Source organism: Streptomyces sp. MspMP-M5, from assembly GCF_000373585.1.
Classification (GTDB): Bacteria; Actinomycetota; Actinomycetes; order Streptomycetales; family Streptomycetaceae; genus Streptomyces.
The window spans coordinates 71,982-92,094 of the sequence record NZ_KB891899.1; the positions used below are offsets into that span (position 1 = coordinate 71,982).

14 protein-coding genes and 5 pseudogenes are annotated in these 20,113 nt (G+C 67.2%); 14 read left to right on the forward strand and 5 right to left on the reverse strand.

Features of this window, described 5'->3' with window-relative positions:
- Nucleotides 1-17 precede the first annotated feature (17 nt).
- The 4 genes from B073_RS0122310 (at nucleotide 18) to B073_RS0122325 (ending at nucleotide 5,950) form a co-directional block, all read left to right on the forward strand.
- Entirely contained in the window at nucleotides 18-749 is a 732-nt protein-coding gene (locus B073_RS0122310) for a WXG100 family type VII secretion target (RefSeq protein ID WP_018540301.1), read from the forward strand.
- Nucleotides 746-4,660 carry a DUF6531 domain-containing protein gene (locus B073_RS0122315; protein ID WP_018540302.1) on the forward strand — a complete coding sequence of 1,305 codons (3,915 nt, stop codon included), beginning with the start codon at nucleotides 746-748 and terminating at the stop codon, nucleotides 4,658-4,660. Before B073_RS0122310 ends, B073_RS0122315 begins: the two co-directional genes overlap by 4 nt.
- Entirely contained in the window at nucleotides 4,657-5,457 is an 801-nt protein-coding gene (locus B073_RS0122320; protein ID WP_018540303.1) for a hypothetical protein, read from the forward strand. The genes B073_RS0122315 and B073_RS0122320 overlap by 4 nt, the downstream gene beginning before the upstream one ends.
- A 184-nt stretch (nucleotides 5,458-5,641) precedes the next feature.
- Nucleotides 5,642-5,950 (forward strand): hypothetical protein, encoded by a 309-nt coding sequence (locus B073_RS0122325; protein ID WP_199788180.1) that lies wholly within the window; start codon nucleotides 5,642-5,644, stop codon nucleotides 5,948-5,950.
- A gap of 191 nt (nucleotides 5,951-6,141) precedes the next feature.
- On the opposite strand, the gene B073_RS46575 is transcribed toward B073_RS0122325, so the two are convergent.
- Nucleotides 6,142-6,360, reverse strand: a complete 219-nt coding sequence (locus tag B073_RS46575) for a hypothetical protein (protein WP_158690179.1) — start codon at nucleotides 6,358-6,360, stop codon at nucleotides 6,142-6,144.
- 935 nt (nucleotides 6,361-7,295) lie between these two features.
- Between B073_RS46575 and B073_RS0122330 the strand changes: the two genes are divergently transcribed.
- The 4 genes from B073_RS0122330 (at nucleotide 7,296) to B073_RS0122345 (ending at nucleotide 10,350) form a co-directional block, all read left to right on the forward strand.
- Complete coding sequence (locus B073_RS0122330; protein ID WP_018540305.1) at nucleotides 7,296-7,592, forward strand: hypothetical protein; 297 nt, start codon at nucleotides 7,296-7,298, stop codon at nucleotides 7,590-7,592.
- Nucleotides 7,593-7,653: 61 nt separating this feature from the next.
- Complete coding sequence (locus tag B073_RS0122335; RefSeq protein ID WP_018540306.1) at nucleotides 7,654-9,105, forward strand: putative T7SS-secreted protein; 1,452 nt, start codon at nucleotides 7,654-7,656, stop codon at nucleotides 9,103-9,105.
- Complete coding sequence (locus tag B073_RS0122340) at nucleotides 9,105-9,761, forward strand: hypothetical protein (RefSeq protein ID WP_018540307.1); 657 nt, start codon at nucleotides 9,105-9,107, stop codon at nucleotides 9,759-9,761. The genes B073_RS0122335 and B073_RS0122340 overlap by 1 nt, the downstream gene beginning before the upstream one ends.
- 13 nt (nucleotides 9,762-9,774) lie before the next feature.
- Nucleotides 9,775-10,350, forward strand: a complete 576-nt coding sequence (locus tag B073_RS0122345) for a hypothetical protein (protein ID WP_018540308.1) — start codon at nucleotides 9,775-9,777, stop codon at nucleotides 10,348-10,350.
- A gap of 161 nt (nucleotides 10,351-10,511) precedes the next feature.
- Here B073_RS0122345 and B073_RS40695 read toward each other — a convergent pair.
- Nucleotides 10,512-11,443 (reverse strand): annotated as a pseudogene (locus tag B073_RS40695) (LysR substrate-binding domain-containing protein).
- A 112-nt stretch (nucleotides 11,444-11,555) separates the two neighbouring features.
- Between B073_RS40695 and B073_RS0122355 the strand changes: the two are divergent.
- Together B073_RS0122355 and B073_RS40700 are read left to right on the forward strand one after the other, a co-directional pair.
- Nucleotides 11,556-11,879, forward strand: a pseudogene (locus tag B073_RS0122355) (SDR family NAD(P)-dependent oxidoreductase); the annotation flags it as partial.
- 274 nt (nucleotides 11,880-12,153) lie between these two features.
- Nucleotides 12,154-12,786 carry a GNAT family N-acetyltransferase gene (locus B073_RS40700; RefSeq protein ID WP_018540310.1) on the forward strand — a complete coding sequence of 211 codons (633 nt, stop codon included), beginning with the start codon at nucleotides 12,154-12,156 and terminating at the stop codon, nucleotides 12,784-12,786.
- A gap of 87 nt (nucleotides 12,787-12,873) precedes the next feature.
- Here B073_RS40700 and B073_RS48035 read toward each other — a convergent pair.
- Together B073_RS48035 and B073_RS0122370 are read right to left on the reverse strand one after the other, a co-directional pair.
- Nucleotides 12,874-13,479 (reverse strand): annotated as a pseudogene (locus B073_RS48035) (ATP-binding protein); the annotation flags it as partial.
- A gap of 100 nt (nucleotides 13,480-13,579) precedes the next feature.
- A complete protein-coding gene (locus B073_RS0122370; protein ID WP_018540311.1) occupies nucleotides 13,580-14,482 on the reverse strand; it encodes an RNA repair domain-containing protein in 903 nt (300 codons plus the stop codon).
- Between the two features lie 579 nt (nucleotides 14,483-15,061).
- Here B073_RS0122370 and B073_RS49335 point away from each other — a divergent pair.
- From B073_RS49335 to B073_RS0122390, 4 genes and pseudogenes are all read left to right on the forward strand, one after another.
- Nucleotides 15,062-16,214: pseudogene (locus tag B073_RS49335) on the forward strand (ISAzo13 family transposase); the annotation flags it as partial.
- A gap of 963 nt (nucleotides 16,215-17,177) precedes the next feature.
- Nucleotides 17,178-17,883 (forward strand): annotated as a pseudogene (locus tag B073_RS40710) (IS5 family transposase); the annotation flags it as partial.
- 37 nt (nucleotides 17,884-17,920) lie between these two features.
- Nucleotides 17,921-18,343 (forward strand): hypothetical protein, encoded by a 423-nt coding sequence (locus tag B073_RS0122385; protein WP_018540313.1) that lies wholly within the window; start codon nucleotides 17,921-17,923, stop codon nucleotides 18,341-18,343.
- A gap of 622 nt (nucleotides 18,344-18,965) precedes the next feature.
- Nucleotides 18,966-19,295: a hypothetical protein gene (locus tag B073_RS0122390; RefSeq protein WP_018540314.1), complete on the forward strand. Its 330-nt coding sequence runs from the start codon at nucleotides 18,966-18,968 to the stop codon at nucleotides 19,293-19,295.
- A gap of 137 nt (nucleotides 19,296-19,432) precedes the next feature.
- Here B073_RS0122390 and B073_RS0122395 read toward each other — a convergent pair.
- On the reverse strand, nucleotides 19,433-20,113 hold a 681-nt coding region (locus tag B073_RS0122395), incomplete at its 5' end, for an alpha amylase C-terminal domain-containing protein (protein WP_018540315.1).

Here is a 20,113-nt window from a genome sequence, read left to right on the forward strand (position 1 = left end):
GGCAGGGGGGATTCCGCATGGCGATTGAGCTGCCGGATGAGGTGGTGACGTTCCTTCAGTTCATCGGGGTGAACTGGCCGAGCGTCAACGAGGACAAGGTCCGTGAGTTCGCGTCCCATGTGCGGGACTTCGCGCAGAAGCTGGATGAGACCCACAAGGACTCGACTTCGACGGTTCACCAGCTGGCCGAGGTGTATCAGGGGGCGTCGTACGAGGCGTTGCTGGCCAAGTGGGGGCAGCTCTCGGACGGGCACATGACGGAGCTGGTCAATGCCTGCCACACGGTGGCCACCGCGCTGGATATCGCGGCGGAGACGATCGTGGCGATGAAGGTGGAGGCGATCGGTGAGCTGATCGTGCTGGCCATCACGTTCGTGGCCGATCAGGCTGCCGCGGTGGCCACGCTGGGGATCGCGGAGGCGGCCGAGGCGCTGGTGATCGCGGCGGGCAAGAAGCTCGTGAACTTCCTTGAGCAGCAGTTGGAGCAGTACATCATTGGCCAGGTCATCGAGGCCGCGATCAACCCCTTGGTGGAGGTGGTCGGCAAGGCGGTGAGCGGCATGGTCTTCCAGGCCGCCGAGTCCGCGCTCGGCGTCTCCGGCGGCGGTGGGGGTGGCGCGGGCGAGAGTTTCTCGATCCATCCGGAGGAGTTGCACAAGCGCGCCGAGGTGTTGCGGGGGCATGCGCGGACGGTGGCTTCGCATGCCGCTGATTTCGAGTCGAAGGCTGCGGGGGTGAGCTTCGAGTGAGCAACCGGATCGTCAAGGCGCTGGAGCACGGCGCGGAGAAGCTGGGCAAGACCCTGGCCAAGGACGCGAGCAAGGCCGTCCAGGACCTGTACCACGATGCCGGGGGCCGGCTGAAGAAGGTCGCCACCAACCACGCCGAGAACGATAAGGGGCTTGCAGACCACTTCCATGGCCTCGGTAAGGGTGACACGAAAGCCCCCAAGGGGCCGGGAAGTGGCGTCGGCGGAGCCGGTAGAAGCGCTGGCGGAAAGAAGGCGGGGAGGGACGCGTCAGGATCGCGTCTGCGCGACGGAGCAGCAGAGCCGCACAAGACCAGTGTTCCGGCGGCCAGTCGGAATTGCCGAAGCGACCCGATCGACATCGCCACTGGTGAGATGATCCTTGCGCAAGAGGACGTCAGCCTGCCGGCCGTGTTGCCTCTGGTGCTTTCACGGACCCATGTGTCCTCGTACCGCTGTGGAGGTTGGTTCGGTCCGTCGTGGTCCTCGACCCTCGACCAGCGGCTCGAACTCGACGATAACGGCGTCGTCTTCGCCACCGAAGACGGCATGCTCCTTGTCTACCCGATCCCCACGCATGACGGGCCCGTCCTTCCCGTCGAAGGCCCTCGATGGCCTCTCAGCTGGGACCCGGAGACTGCCGGTGGACTGCGCATCAGCGATCCGCAAGAGGGACGCTCGTGGCACTTCGACAATCCGGCGAACGTCACGGGTATGTCGGAGCGGGGGATCGACGACTCACAGTTCCCGCTGACGGCAATTACCGATCGGCATGGAAACGAGATCGCCATCGACTATTCCGAGGACGGAGCCCCGCGCGAAGTTTGGCACAGCAGCGGATATCGGATCTCCATCGAGACCACGGGGCGTCGGATAACCGGCCTGCGTCTGCTGGGCGCGCGGAGCTCGGACGCGGTTGCGCTGGCGGCTGAAGCAACCGGCGATGTGGGGTATGAGGGCGACGCCGAGGCGGGCCTCCTGCTGACCGCATTCGCCTACGGCACCGACGGGAACCTCACCGAGGTCACCAACTCCTCCGGCGTGCCGATGCGCTTCACCTATGACCAAGACGGTCGGATCACCTCCTGGACCGATCGCAATCTCCATCGGTACGACTACCTCTACGACGGGGCCGGGCGCTGCGTCGAGACCCGAGGGGAGGGCGGGTTTCTTGACGCTCTCTTCGCCTACGACGACGAGGAGCGGCGCACTCGGGTGACCGACGCGCTGGGACACGTCACCGTCTACCAGCTCAACGAGCGCGGCCAGACCATCCGGGAAACCGATGCCTCGGGAGCGGTCACCCGCTTCGAATGGGACCGATACCACCGTCTGCTGTGGCGCACCGACCCGTTGGGCCGGACGATAGCCATGGAGTACGACGCCGCGGGCAACGCCACAGCCGTCACCCGACCTGACGGCTTGCGGATGACCGCTGAATACAACGGCTTCCACCAACCGTTGCTCCTGATGGGTGCGGACGGCGCCGGCTGGCGGTATGCGTACGACGATCGCGGCAACCTGCTGCAGCTCACCGATCCGGCCGGGGCGATTACCCGCTACGAGTACACCGCCTTCGGTCATCTCACCGCCGTCACCGACGCAATGGGGCAGACGACTCGTATCACTACCAACGCCGCAGGCCTGCCCGTAGCGATTACCGATCCTTTGGGGGCCGTGAGCACGTGCGAGCGGGACGCCTTCGGCCGGCCACGGCTGGTGACCGATCCGCTGGGCGCGGTCACGGCCTATGGCTGGACGGTGGAGGGACAACCCGCCTGGTGCACCCGGCCTGACGGCAGCTCCGAGCGGTGGAACTACGACGCCGAGGAGAACCTCCTCGAGCACATCGACGCCGCCGGAGGAACCACTTCCTTCGAATACACCTGCTTCGACCGAGTCTCCGCCCGTACGGGGCCTGATGGGGCCCGGTTCACCTTCGACTACAACGCCGAACTGCAACTCCTGGCCGTCACCAACCCGCACGGACTGCAGTGGCGCTACGACTACGACTCGCTGGGCAGGGTTCGGCAGGAGTCCGATTTCAACGGACGGACCGTCAGCTACACCTACGATGCCGCTGGCCAGCTGATATCGCGGACCAACGGCGCTGGCCAGACCGTTCGCTATACCCGCGACGCGCTCGACCGCGTGGTCCGAGAGGACTCGCAAGCCGGATCAACGCGCTTTCACTACGACGCTGAAGGCCGTCTGCTGTACGCAGCCAACGGCGCTACAGACCTGACCTTCAGCTACGACCCCGTAGGCCGCTTGTTGGCCGAGCAACAGGGGTCGGCACGGATCGAGTTCGGCTACGACAGCCTCGGCCGACGCACCCTGCGCCGCACCCCCAGCGGCATAGAGAGCCGATGGACCTACGACGCCGCGGGCCGGCCGGCAACGCTGACCAGCGCTGGGCGACAACTCAGGTTCGGCCATGACCTTGCCGGCCGGGAGGTCCACCGCCTTCTCGGCACGGTGACCCTCTCTCAGACTTGGGACCCGGTCAACCGCATGACGGCCCAGACCCTCACCAGTACGGCGCCGGCCGACGCCGACGTACCCGAGGCAGCGCTGCGGCACCGCACCTTCGCCTACCGCCCGGACGATCAGCTGCTCGGCTTCACGGACACAGCTGTGGGGACACGATCCTTCGAGCTGGATCCGGTGGGGCGGGTCACCAGTGTGACGGGGCACAACTGGTCGGAGACCTACGCCTACGACACTGCGGGCAGCGTGACCAACGCCGGCTGGCAGACAACCGTGCGGGGGGTCGAGCACGACGCCGTGGGGGACAGGGCATACAACGGCACCCTGCTCCGCCAGGCAGGACGCACCAGCTATGAGTACGACGACCAGGGGCGGATCATCAAGCAGTCCCGCAAGCTGCTCTCCGGCGGTCTCCGCACCTGGCACTACTCCTGGGACGCGGACGACCGCCTCACCACAGTCACACTCCCGGACGGCACCGTCTGGTGCTATCACTACGATCCCCTCGGCCGACGCATCGCCAAGCAGCGGCTGGGTGCCGACACCACCACTGTGGTGGAGCAGACCACGTTCACATGGGACGGCACCGTACTCGCCGAGGAACTGCGCAGCGGGCAAGGCACCTCGGGTGTTCAAGTCACCAGCTGGGAGTGGGACCCGGACGGCTACCGGGTCCTGACTCAGGTCGAACGGACCCGCAGGAGCTCCGGCTGGTCGCAGGAGGAGTTCGACCAACGCTTCTATTCCATCATCACCGACCTGGTCGGTACACCCACCGAACTCGTCGACGAACGCGGTGGGATCGCCTGGCACTCCAGATCCACCCTGTGGGGAGTGCCGCTGCACGCTGATCCCCGCCAGGTCGTGGGGTGCAACCTCGGCTTCCCCGGCCAGTACTTCGACCGGGAGAGCGGCCTGCACTACAACCTGTTCCGCTACTACGACTCACACACCGGCCGGTATCTCAGCCCCGATCCCCTCGGGCTCGGCCCTGCACCGGACGCACACGCCTACGTCGACAATCCCTTCGCCGAGATTGATCCGCTCGGCCTGGCGAAGAAGAAATGCCCGGTCATCATCGAGCGCTACGGGAGTGAGGCGGAAGCCAACTCCAGCGCTGCGGTGAAGCCGAACGGCGGCCTTGTCCCAAGGCCCGGGCATGAACGGCAGCCAAAGTGGATCGCCCAGACCGGCAGGGTCAACCCCGGAACGCTGGGCAAAAGTAAGAACTACACCCACAAAATGGAGTTCCACTGCAAGCCGGAGGTGTTGGGCTGGCTGAAACAGTACGAGGTCAAGCCAACCAACGAACCAGGTCGCTACGCGGTGCCGGCTGACAAAATCGACGAGTTCAACAAGTACGTGGAGAAGACGAAGGTACAGCCGCTCGACTCCGGCGGCTCTCGTAGGAGGAGACGATGAATCCCCGAACGCCGCGCGGACGCCTGCGCGATGCCCTGCTGCGCGTCGGAGAGGGGCGGCAGGTTCCCGAGCCCGACCTTCGTACCGCGGTCGAAATCGCCCTGTCCGAACTGGCCCAGGCGATGCTGGGCGAGCGCTCCCGCGTCAGTCTCGTCACCCTCGGCAGTGAGGACCACACCTGGGGAAGGAACCTCGGCCTGCGACTCGCCGACTACGACGTGGGGCTCCCGGACCTGCTCTGGGCGGCGGACGAGAGCGATCTCCCGACACAGGTGCGGGAGAGTTGCCCGGCGCTGGGCCAGAACGAATGGGAAGCTGCGCTGCTTGTCTGCAAACTCATCTTCACCGCGCTTGAGTCGGAGCCCGAGCCTGTGCCCGACGAAGCCACACGGCATCCGCACCGCCTCCCGAGGCCGGCCCGAGCGGTGGTCAGAGAACGTTTTTGCCAGTCACTGATCGCGATCGCGGAACGCTCGGAGCTGCCGCAGGACGAACTCACAACACAGCTACGAACCACGCTTCTGGACTTCGCGTCGGAGACTCCCGACAACCAGGAGGCCGCACAGCACGTCGCCGTACTGCCCATCGAACAGCCACAGCCAGCGATGCGGATATGCCTCAGCCCCTCGGGCTCCTCACTCGCGCAAGTACTGCTGAGCGCCGATGGCTGTCCTGTACCTGACTGCGTACTTGATGAATTCCCTGACCTGAACCAGGACGAGTGGAACGCCGTCATCCAAGTCAGCGGGCTGGCTCTCTTGGCGTTCGAGGCCGAACCAGCCTGCACCACGGGGTAGCGTCGGCATTGCACTGATTGTCAAATCGTTGCAGCAGACAGCCCGAAATCCCAGCGCGGACCAGGCCCAGTGATCTTCGATCTCTGACACCTGACGCATCCTGGCAGCAACTACTCCAGGATGATGCATCGCGGAGTGCCGTGGATGAACAACTGGACAGGTGGGGGGCAAAGTCGAGAGCGGTGTGCTGTCCTTCGAGCAGCTGGTCGACCTCATGGCCGACGTGTACGAGCCCAAGATCCACCGGTCGATCGCGTGGGATGAGTTCAATACGCACATCCTTCCTTTCGTCGGCAGAGCTGAGGACGCGCAGACGAACGCCATGCGCACCGCCTATGTCCTGGCTCAAGTAGTCGAGAGACTGGAGGACGATCCGGCTCGCCACAAGCTGTTCGTCGCCACCGCACGGCTCCCGATGAAGGAGATGGACTGGCCGGACCTAGCGGAAGATCTCACGCTGGCCGAGCAACGGAAACTCCAGCCAGAGCAGTAGGTCATACGGCGGGTGAGCCAGCGAAGTCCCCGTTGACTCACCTTCATCATGTCGACATCCGGCCAACTTGGCGAAATCTGTGATGGATGTCAGCTCACGAACTTCATAGGACAACGGCGAGCGTTCGAGTGATACCCATGCTGGTTGTCTTCGGTGCTCCGGTGAGCGAAATGGAATGACGTTTCCGGGAGTCAATTTCGGCCTTCTGGTTCGCGATGGGTCTGCTCGAGCTCGGTGACGGTTGTGCGGAGCCGTTTCTCGGTCTTGAGCACCTCCGGGGTTTCGGCGCGGACCGTCGTCGGCGCCGTGACCTGCCGCGGGAACGGGCCGACATCTGGCGCTGGATTCCCTACAACACAAAACACCCGGGAGCCGGTCTCACCCCGCGCCAGCAGCACCTCGATGCCCAAGGCATACGCGACGCGGGAGCCGGGGCCACACTCGCGGCGCTCGCGCGTCGGGCCCTACTCTGCACCCGGGATGTCCAGATCGACACGCCCCCTGGGCGCCCCATGCAGACACAGGTCTGCCTCACCTCGGCCAGGCGCGCGGCCGTGCGGGCGAACGGACAGCAAGAGCATCCAGGAGAACATTTAGGTCTCCACGATTGGCTCTCCGAAGCCCTACGGGAGATCGTCGAGGCCGGAACCGACGGGCTGTCGCATTACAGATCGGCATGGCTGCGGTATGGCCACTCGGTCGCCGTGGACTCCGTCTCATGGAGGAGGCCCATCCGCGGTCCTACTGGCTCACACCCGCAGGGCATACAGCCCTGACTAACGGGCGCGTCATTGAGTGGGCCTTACGCAGCAGGCTGTTGCCAGCGGTCTACTTTTCATCCGACGTCGAGAGTCATCGACGTGGCTCCAGCTACAGAGCAACCGTTAGGGCTTTGAGGCCGCTGGCGTGACGACGGCCGCCGGCGACGACGGGCCGGTCAAGCCGGCGACCGGCGCGCAGCCCCGGTCCCGGCAACCGCCCGGCTCGGGACCAGGACGGCCACCGGTTGCCTGTCACGGCCCGGCGCCGCCGTCCGCGTCCCACCGCTCTGACACCACCTGCGCCACGTGCCAGCGGCCCCGCCCGCGACGAAGCCGAACGCCGCCCAATCCGCGAGCGCCTGAGCCCCCGCCCCGCCCGAACGGCGTCCCGCCTCGGAGCGCCGGATGCGGCGTGCGCGTATCGCTCGACGCCGGCACTCTGCGACCGAGGTCGCGGCAGGTGGAGCGGTGGCGGAGTGGATACTCCGACGCGAATGAGAGAGCCATCCACTGGCAAAGCATGGGTCATGTGAGGGTAATGTTGGCACGGCCATGCCGAGATACAGGGATCACCAGGGGGGCGCATGGGCGGCTATTTCAAGGTCGAGGCGGACGGTCTGGGACGTCTGCTGAAGGATCTGCACGACAGCCAGGACAACATGCGCAAGGCGCTGGACGCGCTGAAGGACACCGGTCCGAAGTCGATGGGGGCGGAGGCCCTGGACAACGCCTGCGACGAGTTCCACGACAGCTGGGACAACGCGATCAAGAAGATCGCCGACGGCACGCAAGCCATCGAGGACAAGCTCAAGTTGGTCAAGCAGAACTACGAATCGGTGGAGCACGCGCTGCGCGACGCCTTCGCGAAGAACGCCAAGTAGCGCCGCACGGCCTGCACTCACCCGAGCGATCCGTACCTTTGACCATCCGACAGGGGATTTCATGACCACGCGGGACTTCCCCGCCCTCGGCTTCAATCCGGCCCCCGGCGACCTGGGATCCGTCGACTCCCTCACCGGCAAGCTCGACACGGCCAAGCGCTCCTTGGAGTCCGCCCACGCCGTACTGTCCCGCATCGGCAAGAGCGGTGGCGAATGGCAGGGTGACGCGGCGAACGCGTTCGCCGAGAACGTCGGTGACCTGCCGAAATACGTGAGTGACAGCCGCGATGCCATGCGCGATGCGGTGACCCAGCTCCGCTCCTGGCACACCGCGCTCTCCTCGTACCAGAGCAAGGGCCGCCAGTACGAGTCGGAGGCCGCCGCGGCCAAGCAGACGGTGTCCACCAGGAAGACCGAGAACGAGCAGGCGGAGAGGGCTTACAACGAGGCCGCCGCCAACCCGGACCTCCGCCTGGCCGGCACCTTCTACACCGACCAGGCCGCCCTCGATGCCGCGCAGAAGAGGATGGACGCCGCAAGCGACCGCTTGGACCGGGCGGACCGGGCCCTCGACACTGCCCGCAGCCGGCTGGACTCCGCGACCGAGGAGTTGGAAGGCATCGTCAAGAAGGCCGAGGAACTCCTCGGCCATCACCAGGACGAGGCCCGAAGCATCGCCGACCGCATCCGGCGCGCCACGGAAAACGCACCGGACCCGGGGTTCTGGGAAGGTCTCGGCGACTTCTTCACCCGCATGGGACACAGCATCCAGGAGTGGTGTGCCAAGCACGCCGACCTGCTGAAGGAAATCGGCGACTGGCTCTCGATCGCCTCCAGCATCCTGGGGGTCGCCTCGTTGCTCACCATGTGGTGCCCGCCTCTCTCCGGCGCACTGGCTCTCGCCAGCGCCGGCGCTTCCCTCGGGGCCCTCGCCACACACGGAGCGGCGAAACTCGGCGGAGCCGATGTGGGGGTCATGGACCTCGTGGGTGACGGAATCGGGGTGATCCCGTTCGGGAAGTTCGGCTCCGTCGCGATGAAGGGGGCCAAGGTCCCCATGAAGCTGGTGCAGGTGGAAGGCCGCACCGTCGCCTCGATCGACAAGGTCAACAAGATCCGCGCCCTGCGTGACGCCGGGTTCACCGGCCGGGCCCTGGAAGGAAAGTCGCTCTTCGGGATGGGCAAGGAATACGTCGGCGGCAGCAAGGTCTTCACCGCAACCGGGGTCGGAAACCGCATGAAGCTGGCCTGGAACAGCCACGTCCAGGACGTGGTGGGCGCGAGCATCAAGGAGGCAGGTATCAGCAAGGGTCTGACCAAGGTCCTGGACAGCGGCCTCACCCCGGATGCGATCAAGACCTCCCTGCGCGGAGCCATGCGGGCCGACGGCTCCATCGACCCGCTCTCCTGGTGGTCGAAGGGCCCGCAGGTGGCTCAGCAACTGCCAGGCATCGCCATCGACACCCACACTCAGATCACCGATACCGGCACACCGGCTGCGGGGAGGCTGTGATGGCGCTGTCCCCGCAAAGCGTGTCGGTCGCGTTGGACACCCCCGAAGGTTTCCACGAACTACCACTGCACCTCCCCGCGGACGTCCTCGACGCCGCCCTGTGGGAGCTGGCGGAGAAGATCTGGCCAGGCGGTACCGAATTCCAGCGCGAGACCACCGCGATCCTCTACTCCGACCTCACCGCGTCTCTGACCGCCGACGAACTTCTGCACGCCTCCGTCGCCCTCTACGAGACGGAGGACGGCGCCGCAAGCACCGCTCATCTCCTGGTGCGTGCAGAGGCCGTGGCCCCGGAGGCGCCGGAAGTCATCGCCGCCTCGTTTCAGGAAACGCTGTCCCTCGACGAGCATCGCAGCGTCGCCCGCGTGGACCTGCCGTGTGGCCCGGCCGTGCTCTCGCTGCACGCCACCGAGACCGAGGGCGAGGCCGTCCTCCCGGCGTTGGAGTTCGCCCAGATCGAGTTGTACGTCCCCTCGCCGATTCAAGGCTGGCTGATCGTGCTCGCGCTGACCACGCCGTGCTTCGCCGATCTGCCGCGGTATACCGGCATCCTGCGGCAGATCGGTGAGTCGCTGGCCATCCGCCCGGCGGAACAATCCGACGAGACCTCCGCGAAGACGCCGGCCGCTGACGACGTCCGTGCGGTCTTCGGCTAGGGACGGAACCCCCATGACGCTTGTCTTCACCCGCCACCCCGACGCCGACCGATACGAACTGCGTCCCCGCGGCTCGGCTCCCGTCCACGTACTCCGCGGCGTCCCCGACGGCCATGCCCTCCGCCACGGGCACAAGCCACGCTTCACTCTCGCGGCCGGACCTGCCTGCGCCGCTCCGCTGGCCGTCGTCGTCCGCAAGGACGGCGGCCGCCTCGCCGTACTCACGCCGGATCACGAGGAGTTGGCCGAACTGCGCCTGCCACCGCGCAAGAAGCGGTGGCGCCCCGCATACGAGATCCACCTGCCCGACGGGACGGTGCTGCACGGACGGGAAGGGACGACGCCATCGCTGCTGCTGTGCCTGGTGCTGCTGCCCCTCGTCCTGCTGTACATGGCCGCCCTGGCCCTCTCCGACTCCCCCGCCGGCGCCACCACCGCGCCGCTGCGAACGGTTTGGAAGAGGCCAGGCAAACCCTTCGGCCGGGCGGCCCTCACCGAGTCCGCACGCGGCCGCTTCCGCGTCCACAGCGCAGAACTCGACCACCGAGTAGCCTACGCACAGGCCGTCGCCAAGTACTGGGAACGCTGACTCGGCCGGATACCGGATGTCGGAGCGGCTGCGGGCGGCACGGCGTCCGGTGTCCTGGCTGACGAAGCCCTGACCCTTGGTCGTGCCGAACCCGCCTCCGCGCTCGCCGAACGGTGATCGCACACCTGCTGGTGGCTCCCCTGGCCGACGGGGTGCGCTGTTCACGAACTGCCGGCGCCCACCTTCGCCGCCGCGGCCAAGTAGGCCAGCACCAGGGGTCGTTCGTCGTCCCGGCGGGCGGCTACCGCCAGGCAGGACGGGGAGATGCCGCGGACCGGCACCGCGATCACCTCGTCCCGGACTACCAGCGGGGGCGTTGACTACCCAGCGGGGCGTTGCCGGTGGCCAGAAGTGCAACGCCCTGGCCGTTGGCGACGGCCTCGTGGGTCTCCTCGGCGCTGCCCACCACCCCGCCTATCCGCGGCGCGCGACCGTCCTGGGCGTCCAGGGCCAGCCAGTAGTCCCGTAGGGGGCCGGCCTCGGAGGGGAGGGCGAGGAACGGCTCGTCCAGGAGATCGGTGAAGTCCACCGCCCCCTCGCTGTCGGCTGCCACCCGCGCCGACAGCGGGTGCCCCTGCGGCAGTGCCACCAGGCGTCGTTCCTGGGCCACCACCGCATACTGGCAGCGGTCGCCATTCGGCAGCGGCAGCCAGACGAAGGCGACACCGCTGGTCCCGTCCGCCAACCCGGCACTGGGGTCGGACCGGTTGACCTGCCGTAGGACGGGCCGCGCGTGCGGGTAGTGGGACACCAGCCTGGTTCGCAGGGCGGGCAGCAAACCGCGGCCCGGGCTGGTGGACATGCCGATCACCAACGTGTGCAGTGCAGCGTTCCTCGCCTCCTCCACCGCCGCCTCGGCGGCCTCCCATGCGGCCAGCATCCCGCGGGCGTGCGGCAGCAGGGCTTCCCCCACCGCGGTCAGTCGCACCGACCGCCGGTCCCGGTGGAACAGACCCGCGCCGAGCTGCTTCTTCAGCATCCGTATCTGCTTGCTGAGCGCGGGTTGGGAGACGAACAGCCGCTCGGCGGCCCGCGTGAAGTTCAACTCCTCGGCGAATGCGGCGAAGTAGCGCGGATCGCGCCCAATGGACATCCACAACTCATGGCTATCGCAACAGGTCTTGGACGTGCTCCCGGATGCTGGCGAAGGATGGGACCTGTCGGCGGGCAGGTCCCGAACGAAAATCGACCAAGGAGACGAAGAGATGACGGACAACGGCAAGGTCTGGTTGGTCACCGGCGCGAGCAGCGGTTTCGGGCGGGCCATCGCCGAGGCCGCGGTCGCCGCCGGTGACACGGTGATCGGCACGGCCCGACGGCCCGAGGGATTGGCCGACCTGGTCGCCGCGGATCCCGACCGGGTGGAGGCGATCGCTCTGGACGTCACCGACGGCGGGCGGATCGACGTGGTGGCCGCAGACGTGCTGGCTCGCTACGGCCGGGTGGACGTGCTGGTGAACAACGCCGGGCGCACGCAGATCGGGGCGTTCGAGGAGACCACCGACCAGGAGCTGCGCGACCTGTTTGAGCCGAGCGGGCCGAATCAGGAGTGGTGTCCTCGGAGTTGGCCGAGTTGGTTTCCATGACGGAAAGCGTTACAGGGCACTTGCCGTCTGCCGTCTGCCGTCTGCCGTCTGCCGTCTGCCGTCATGCAAGTGCCCTTGTCGCACTCCTGCAGCGGTCATAGAAGCGGAGGGTCGGAATCCGCACTGGGCGGGCCCGCCGTCAGGGGCCCGGCTCAGAGGTAAACCGCCTGGGCCGGAGCGCGGCATGCTCCGCAGTACGCGTGGGAAGGGAAGACGCATGTATGACCGTCTCGTTCTTCGGCCCGCACACGCCGACGAGGCGGACGTCATCGCCACGATGTGGAGCGAGGCAGCGGCGTGGCTCCGCTCCCGCAGCACCGACCAGTGGCAGTACCCAGCGAACGTCGGAGGGATCGCGGGTGACATCGCGCGCGGGAACGTCCATGTGCTGCTCGACGGCGCCGCCTACCTGGGGACGATCACCATCGACGGGTTCGCCGATCCCGAATTCTGGGTACCGGCCGATGCCCCCGACGAGGCGCTCTATGCGCACCGACTGATCACCCGTCCCAGCAGCAGAGGCGCTTCCCTGGGGAGCACGATGCTCGACTGGGCCTCGCGTGAAGCGGAAAGGATCGGCAAGCGCTGGCTCCGCGTCGATGTGTGGAAGACCAACGCCGACCTGGGCCGCTACTACGAGGCCCAGGGGTTCGAGAGGGTGCGGACCGTCGATCTGCCGCACCGTCGGTCAGGTGCGCTCTATCAACGGCGGGCCGGAGCAGAGGAGTCCAGCAGGCGGGTGCCCGCCAAGCACACGATGCCGTTGCCCGGCCACCGACCATACGGCGCTACGGACTCCACGGCGTCCTGCGTCCGTAGGCAACGGCATACCGCACCCCACCAGCCCTGACCGCCCGACAGCGCCCCGTCCATGACGCAACCCTGTCGGCGAGATCCGTAAGAAGCTCTGGTGACGGGATGCCCTGTGCCAGGCATCCAAGGACAGCTCACACCAGTCGGCCTTGCCTCCGCCCGGGGTGCGGCGTGATCCCCAAGACGAGGCAATCGTGGCGACGACCGAGATGCCGCGTCCGGTCTCGTCGGCCGGCCCGGCACCGCCGCCGACGCGGCAGGTGGTCCCCATCCGTCACCTCGACGATCAGCCGGCGGTCGGTGCGGCGCAGCCGGAGGCACGTGGGCGGGGTGCCGTGCTGAAGAGCATGCGCCACCAGCTCGCTGGTGGTCAGGACTCCGAAGTCGCATATCTCGGCCTGGAGATGCCAGGAGGCGAACACGCCCTGGGCGCAGGCCCTGGCGCGCGGGGCCGTCTCGAGGCCGCCGAGGAGGTCCAGCGCTGCGTCGTGGAAGAGCTCGGCGTCCGCACCGGTGCGGGTAGGACGCTGAAGGACCATCACGGCGATGTCGTCGCCGTGGTCGGCGTCAACGCCCGGGTCCGTATGAGCCGGTCGCAGGAGACGTCGGGAGTGCCCTGAGTATCAGCGAGAGCACGCTCCAGTACGGTCATGCCTTCGTCAAGGTTCTCGCCGCTGCGTTCGACCAGGTCGTCCGCGCAGAGGGTGCCGGTGGAGCCGGGTTGCCCTGGCGGGTTGTGTCGCTGCAGGACAAGACCTGCGGCACCGCCCACGGCCACGGCAAGATCCGTCGCCTCAGCGGACAGCGTTGTGCCCCACCTGGCTCTGGCCTCACCTGTCGGTGATCTCGGAGAGCCATGCCGTGTCCTCCGGGCCCGGTGCTTCGAGGCCGAGCGCGGGCAGCCAACGGACCTCGCCCGTGCGCAGGGCGACCGTGGCCCGTGCCCTCATCGGCCCGTCGCCTCTGCGTGAGAGCAGGACGAGTTCCCAGACCGTCGCCGTCATGGCGTCGAGCCGGGTGGCGCACTCGGCGGTGACTCGCCGCGGATCCCGGGTCCGGCCCAGGGACAGATGTGGGGTGAAGCTCTTGGCGGGCCCACGACAGCGCGGGAACCGTTGCTGCAGTGCGCGGTGCAGATCCACCCATGGTGCTTCGCCGGCCGCCGTCGGGTCGAGCCACACGGTGACGTACGCCCTCTGCCGGAAGGTGCGCACCCCGCCCAGCCGGGCGGTGAAGACCGGCGTCTCAGCCGTCGCTGCGGCGAGCAACGGGGCCGCCCGCTCGAAGTCGGACTCCGGGACGAAGCCGAAGAGCACGTTGACGTGCGGCGGCCAGCGGTGGATCTGTGGATCGTAATCCCGGCGGATGTCCTGGATCGGCGGCCACAGCTCCGCAGGCGGGATCCAGGCCACCGCCGTGCGGGCCGTCGGGGACACATCGAGGACGCCGGCGGGCTCGCTCCGGGCGAAGCTCGGGTCCGCTTGTGGGGCCCGCACCCGGCCGGCCCCCGACGAGTCGATGCGGTCCACACCGGTGGCCCGGTCCCAGACCACCTCACCGTCCGCCTCGATGAACATCACCCGGTGCCACGGGATGTCGCCTCCGGGCACAAAGGAAGGCAGCGGGATGCGTTTGACGGCATCCCTGCGCTGGCTGATCCCCAGCACGAACCGGGTGGGGTCGAACCGCGGGTCCCAGCGGACCCGGTGATAGATCTCGTCGCTGGTTCGCATCACGCCTCCTCTCCCGCCTTCACATCTTCTCTTCCTCCAGGGTGCCGCCTGCTCGGTCTTCGACCGTTGTTCCGCTCGCACCGTGACGTATCAGGTGCGGTGCGTGATGGCGCCGGCGCATGTCGAGACGAGTTCTCGGTCAACTCGGCGTCAATGACGCCGCCGCGTGTCGGCGTCGGGTGAACCCTGGTCCGGCCGTCGTCAAGAGGCACCAGTTCGAACGCTGAGCGTGGACACCGCGGACTACCTTCCGGCCTCACCGAATTCCATGTCGGGCGCTGTCTGCCCGTATCAGAGGGTGTTCTGCGAGCGTTCGGCTGTTCTCGTAGCTGTTGACAGCAGGTTGTCCGGTTCGGGGTCTTGCGGTTCGCTGCCGTTGCGGTGTGCTGGTGGGTGTGGGTGAGCGTCCTCCGTACCCAAGCGATCTGTCGGATGAGACCTGGGAGTTGATCCGGCCGGTCATCACCGCTTGGAAGGCACGGCATCCCTCGGTCAGCGGGCACGAGGGCCAGTACGCGATGCGGGGGACTTGTTCGGAAACAAGGTGTTGCTTCTGTCCGCGTGCCTCGTTGGTCTGGTATGGCGCTTCCGGGAGACGTTCACGCCCAACTCGACGCGAGATTGCAGGGGTTGTTGCCGCACCTGAACGAGCGACAGCGGCGGCTGATACTGGCGAACGAGGCGAGGATCTTGGGGCACGGAGGTATACGGACTGTCGCCCGGATAGCCAGGGTCAGCGAGTCCACTGTCCGCAAGGGCGTCTTCGAGCTGGAAGCGGGCGGAGAGCCACTGGCCGAAGGACGCGTCAGGAAGCCGGGTGGTGGCCGCCAGACTGCCGTCGAGCGGGACCCTGAGCTGCTGCCAGCGTTGCTGCGGCTCGTGGAACCGGACGAGCGGGGAGATCCGATGTCGCCGTTGCGCTGGACGACGAAGTCGTTGCGCAACCTGGCCGAGGAACTCACCCGGCACGGCCATGCGGTCTCGCCGGTCACCGTCGGCAGGCTACTGCGGGAGAACGGCTTCAGTCTGCAGGCTGCCTCCAAGCGGCTTGAGGGGAAGCAGCACCCCGATCGTGACGTCCAGTTCCGCTACATCAACGAGCAAGTGAAAGCACATCAGAGTGATGGCGAGCCGGTTATCAGCGTCGATACGAAGAAGAAGGAGATGCTCGGCCAACTGCTTAACCCGGGCCGTCAGTGGCGTCCCAAGGGGGACCCGGTCGAGGTTGAGGACCACAGCTTCTTCTTCGCGCCGAACGGCGAAGTCGCCATCCCCTACGGCATCTACGACATGACTGCCGGCACCGGCTGGGTCAACGTCGGCGTGGACCACGACACTTCCGTCTTCGCGGTCGAGTCGATCCGACGCTGGTGGCATTCACGCGGCAGCCTCGACTACCCCAAGGCCGCCCGGTTGCTGATTACCGCGGACGCGGGCGGGTCCAACGGCTATCGCTACCGGGTCTGGAAGAGCGAGCTGGCCGCCCTGGCCACCGAGACGGGCCTGAATATTACCGTGTGTCACTTTCCTCCGGGCACCTCGAAATGGAACAAGGTAGAGCACCGGCTCTTTTCCCACATCACGATGAACTGGCGCGGCAGGCCCCTGACCAGCCATGAAGTCGTTGTCCGGTCCATCGCCGCAACGCGCACGCGCACCGGGCTTCGTGTCGAGGCCGCACTCGATCCTCGGCCTTACCCTCTGGGCGTCACCGTCAGCAAAGCCCAACTGCAGCAGTTGCCCATCGAGTACCACCCCGAACGCGGCACCTGGAACTACAGCATCGGCCCGCGCGGCCACTCCACCTGTACGTCCTCTGTGAGGGCTGCCCCGGACACGGCCCGCCAAGAAGCTCTCGGGATCCTGTCCGATCCGCGCTTCACAGGGATGTCCCACGTGGAGCTGTCCGCCCTGGCTGAACGGATCGCTCCGGACCTGGGAGCCCTGCGTGAGGAGCGACTTCATCGGCAGCGCGGACGTGCTCGCCGCCAGGAGGCCGGGAACCATGGCCGACCGGCTCTCACCCCGGCCGACAAGGTCCTGCTGGCCGTGGTCTATCTCCGTCACGTGACCTCTCAGAATGTGATGGCGGAGATGCTCAGTTTGAACCAGCACGCCATTGGGCCGGCCATCAAGGATGTCCGCCGGGCCCTGACGGAACACGGCGTGGTCATCGCACCCACCACGCTGTGTTTCGCCAGCAGCCGGGACCTCATCGCTTTCGTCCGACACGGCACCCTGCCTCCGGGCCGATTCAGCCCTTCGCAAGCTCTGTCGGATCCTGTTTTGACCGGCATGAGCCGGGCCGACCTCGCCGCACTCATCGAGCGACTCTCCTTACGGCATGCAGCTCTGGTCGAGAAGCGTCGCCACCAGCGGCGCGGCGGTCCGCGTCAGCCGGGCACTCGAGGTGGAGTCTTCCGCCAGAAGATCACCGACGCCGAGCGGATCCTGGCCGCCGTGCTCTACGCACGCAAGGCCGGCACCCGCCCTGCCCTGGCCGAAGCCTTCGGCATCGGGCTCAGAACTCTCAACAGTGCCCTCACCGAGGTCCAGTCCATCCTCCAGGAGGAGGGCATCGAGTTGCCGCCAGCCGCGACGCGCTTCACCACCGCAGCCGACCTGCTCGCTGCTGGCCGCGTGCTTCAGGAACCACTCAGCAACAGCGACACGCCGATGAGTTGATTCTTTACGGCTCCGGGAGATCGTCAACGCCATCTTGTACCAGGCCCGCACCGGCTGCCAGTGGCGCTACCTTCCCCACGACCTGCCGCCGAAAAGCGCCGTGTACTACTACTTCGGCAAATGGCGCGACGATGGCACCGCCGAGACCATCCATGACCTGCTGCGCTGGCAGGTCCGCGAGAGCCGCAAGCGGCATGAGGATCCGACCGCGGTCGTGATGGACTCCCAGACCGTGCGCGCTTCGGTGAACGCGCCGAAGGCAACGACCGGGCTGGACCCGGGGAAGAAGAGCCCGGGCCGCAAGAGAGGCATCGCCACCGACGTTCTCGGCCTGGTCATCGCGGCCGTCGTGGTCGCGGCCAGCGCCCACGACAACGCGATCGGCATCACGCTGCTGGACAAGGTCGCCGCCTCCGCACCGACCGTGACGAAGGCATGGGTGGACGCCGGATTCAAGAACGCCGTCGTCGAGCACGGCGCCCGCCTCGGTATCGACGTGGAGATCGTCCAACGCGAGCCCGGCGCCAGAGGGTTCGTGCCGGAGCCGAAGCGGTGGGTGGTCGAGCAGACCCTGGGGAACCCTCATGCTCCACCGGCGTCTCGCCCGCGACTACGAAGCACGGCCGGCCAGCTCGGTGGCAATGATCCACTGGTCCATGACCGACATCATGCTCCGCCGCCTCACCCGCACCTCCACCCCGACCTGGCGCGATCCGCCGGCCTGGCAAGCATCCCCGACCAGCGGGAGCGTCGATGAGGGAACTCCTGAACAAGATCGAGACCCGGCAGCAGCTCGTCCGCGAGACAGCCAAACAACTGCGTGACCAGATCACCCGCCTCACCGAACAACTCGCCGCGGCCGAACAGACCTTAAAACGGCTGGAGACCACCCAGGAGACCATCCTGGAACTGGCCGCCGAGGACGGCACCCCGCCACCCGAACCGCTGTCTACCGGATATCACGAGATCCTGGCGCTCTTCGAGCAGACCGGAGCAGGACTCCGCGCCAGGGAGGTCTCCCGGGCGCTCGGCCTCGGCCCCGAGCCACGGCACACCGAAAACACCCGCGCCAAGCTGAAACGCCTGGTGACCCGCAACATCCTCACCGAACCTGAACCCGGCCTGTTCACCCTCGCCAAGGCGGCACCATCTGCCCCAGAGGCCAACCCAAGCTGAAAATCGGCGAACTCTCGCGGAACACCCACTGAGAAGGCACGCGCAGGGCAGCGGCATGGACGTCTTGATCGTCTGGCCGTCCGAACGCAGTGTCCCGCTCTACCGCCGATCCGGCTTCCAGTCTCCGACCGAGTTGTTGGAAGCACGGTGAACTGACCACAGGTCATTGCGGACGGTGACAGGTGTCGAGCCGCAGGACTCTTCTTCGCTGAGTGCATCGGTCACCCCAGCACCCTGCGCGAACCTCACGCCCCTGGGTCACCGGAGCCAGCCCGCCGCTGTCTGGCGAGCGGCTCCGACGTCACTCAATCAAGTTCAGTAACGTCCGGCTAATACGTGTCCGGCAATCGGCGTCCGGAACTGTGCGGGCCGTGAATTCACCACGTCCGTGCTGTTCGCCACTACCTGGCAGATATCGTACAAACCAGTCTTCGGCGTGTCCGGCTCTCCACGTCACGTGTTACGTTCACGGAACTCCTCCAGTCGGCAAATGGGCGCGTGCGTACGTGACTTACCGACTGGGCGAGTCGTTTTTTGAGCCGAAATGACGTGCTGGCTGTGTGATGGCGCGTTGTTTCCGTCGCGACCCGGTTCTTCCGGAATCATCGCAAGAAAGAAGACTATGAAGAAGCTCCTCAAGTCGGCGGCGATCGCCGCCACCACCACCATGGTGACGATCGGCTCCCTCGCCCTCACCGCCCCCACGGCCTCGGCGGCCGACGATGCGGCCTGCACGCGCAGCGAGCGCCACCGCACCGTTTTCGTTGACCACATAGGCGAGCCCATCCACGAGTACCCCAAGGGTTCCTCCAAGGTCGTGGGTGCCAGCGGGAATTCTTTCGAGATCATCTGCAGCAAGGACGGGCACGACGGCCACCGCTGGTGGTACGGAAACGGCGGCCCGAACTACGAGATAAATGGCTGGATCTGGGGCGCCTACCTGGTGGGCTGAGTCACCACGCCGTAGCGGTGGGAGAGGCGGGAAGGACGACTTCCTCCTGAGCCCGCGCGAGGGTGTCGCCCGCGGCGGGGTGGTGCTCTTGGGGGACTCCAAGGGCGCCACCCCGCCCCCACCCCCGCGCAGTCCTGTCAGGCCGGCCCCAGCCAGACCGTCGCCAGCGGGGGCAGCGTCACGCTCAGGGACGTGCGGCGGCCGTTCCAGGGGACCGGCTCGGTCTTCAGCGGGCCGGAGTTGGCGACGCCGCCGCCGCCGAAGCGCGGGGCGTCGGTGTTGAGGACCTCCCGCCAGACGGGCACCTCGCCGGGGACGCCCAGCCGGTAGCCGTGCCGGACGACCGGGGAGAAGTTGGTGACCGAGACCAGCGGAGATCCGTCGGCCCCGTAGCGGAGGAAGGAGAAGACGTTGTCGTCGGCGGCGCCCGAGTCGATCCAGGAGAAGCCGCCGGGGTCGGTGTCGCGCTCCCACAGCGCGGGCGTGGCCGCGTAGCGGCGGTTCAGCTCGCGCACCAGGTCGCGGACGCCCCGGTGGTCCGCCNCCGCCTCGTAGGACGGGTCCAGCAGCCACCAGTCCGGGCCGTGGCTCTCCGCCCACTCCGCGCCCTGGGCGAACTCCTGCCCCATGAAGAGCAGTTGCTTGCCCGGGTGGGCCCACATGAAGCCCAGGTACGCGCGGTGGTTGGCGCGCTGCTGCCACCAGTCGCCGGGCATCTTCGACACCAGCGCCCGCTTGCCGTGCACCACCTCGTCGTGCGAGATCGGCAGCACGTAGTTCTCGGAGTAGGCGTAGATCATCGAGAAGGTCATCTCGCC

Coding starts and splice junctions, on each gene's coding strand:
- B073_RS0122310 (WP_018540301.1), top strand. CDS start 18: ATGGCGATTGAGCTGCCGGATGAGGTGGTGACGTTCCTTCAGTTCATC.
- B073_RS0122320 (WP_018540303.1), top strand. CDS start 4,657: ATGAATCCCCGAACGCCGCGCGGACGCCTGCGCGATGCCCTGCTGCGC.
- B073_RS0122330 (WP_018540305.1), top strand. CDS start 7,296: ATGGGCGGCTATTTCAAGGTCGAGGCGGACGGTCTGGGACGTCTGCTG.
- B073_RS0122335 (WP_018540306.1), top strand. CDS start 7,654: ATGACCACGCGGGACTTCCCCGCCCTCGGCTTCAATCCGGCCCCCGGC.
- B073_RS0122340 (WP_018540307.1), top strand. CDS start 9,105: ATGGCGCTGTCCCCGCAAAGCGTGTCGGTCGCGTTGGACACCCCCGAA.
- B073_RS0122345 (WP_018540308.1), top strand. CDS start 9,775: ATGACGCTTGTCTTCACCCGCCACCCCGACGCCGACCGATACGAACTG.
- B073_RS40700 (WP_018540310.1), top strand. CDS start 12,154: ATGTATGACCGTCTCGTTCTTCGGCCCGCACACGCCGACGAGGCGGAC.
- B073_RS0122370 (WP_018540311.1), bottom strand. CDS start 14,482: ATGCGAACCAGCGACGAGATCTATCACCGGGTCCGCTGGGACCCGCGG.
- B073_RS0122385 (WP_018540313.1), top strand. CDS start 17,921: ATGAGGGAACTCCTGAACAAGATCGAGACCCGGCAGCAGCTCGTCCGC.
- B073_RS0122390 (WP_018540314.1), top strand. CDS start 18,966: ATGAAGAAGCTCCTCAAGTCGGCGGCGATCGCCGCCACCACCACCATG.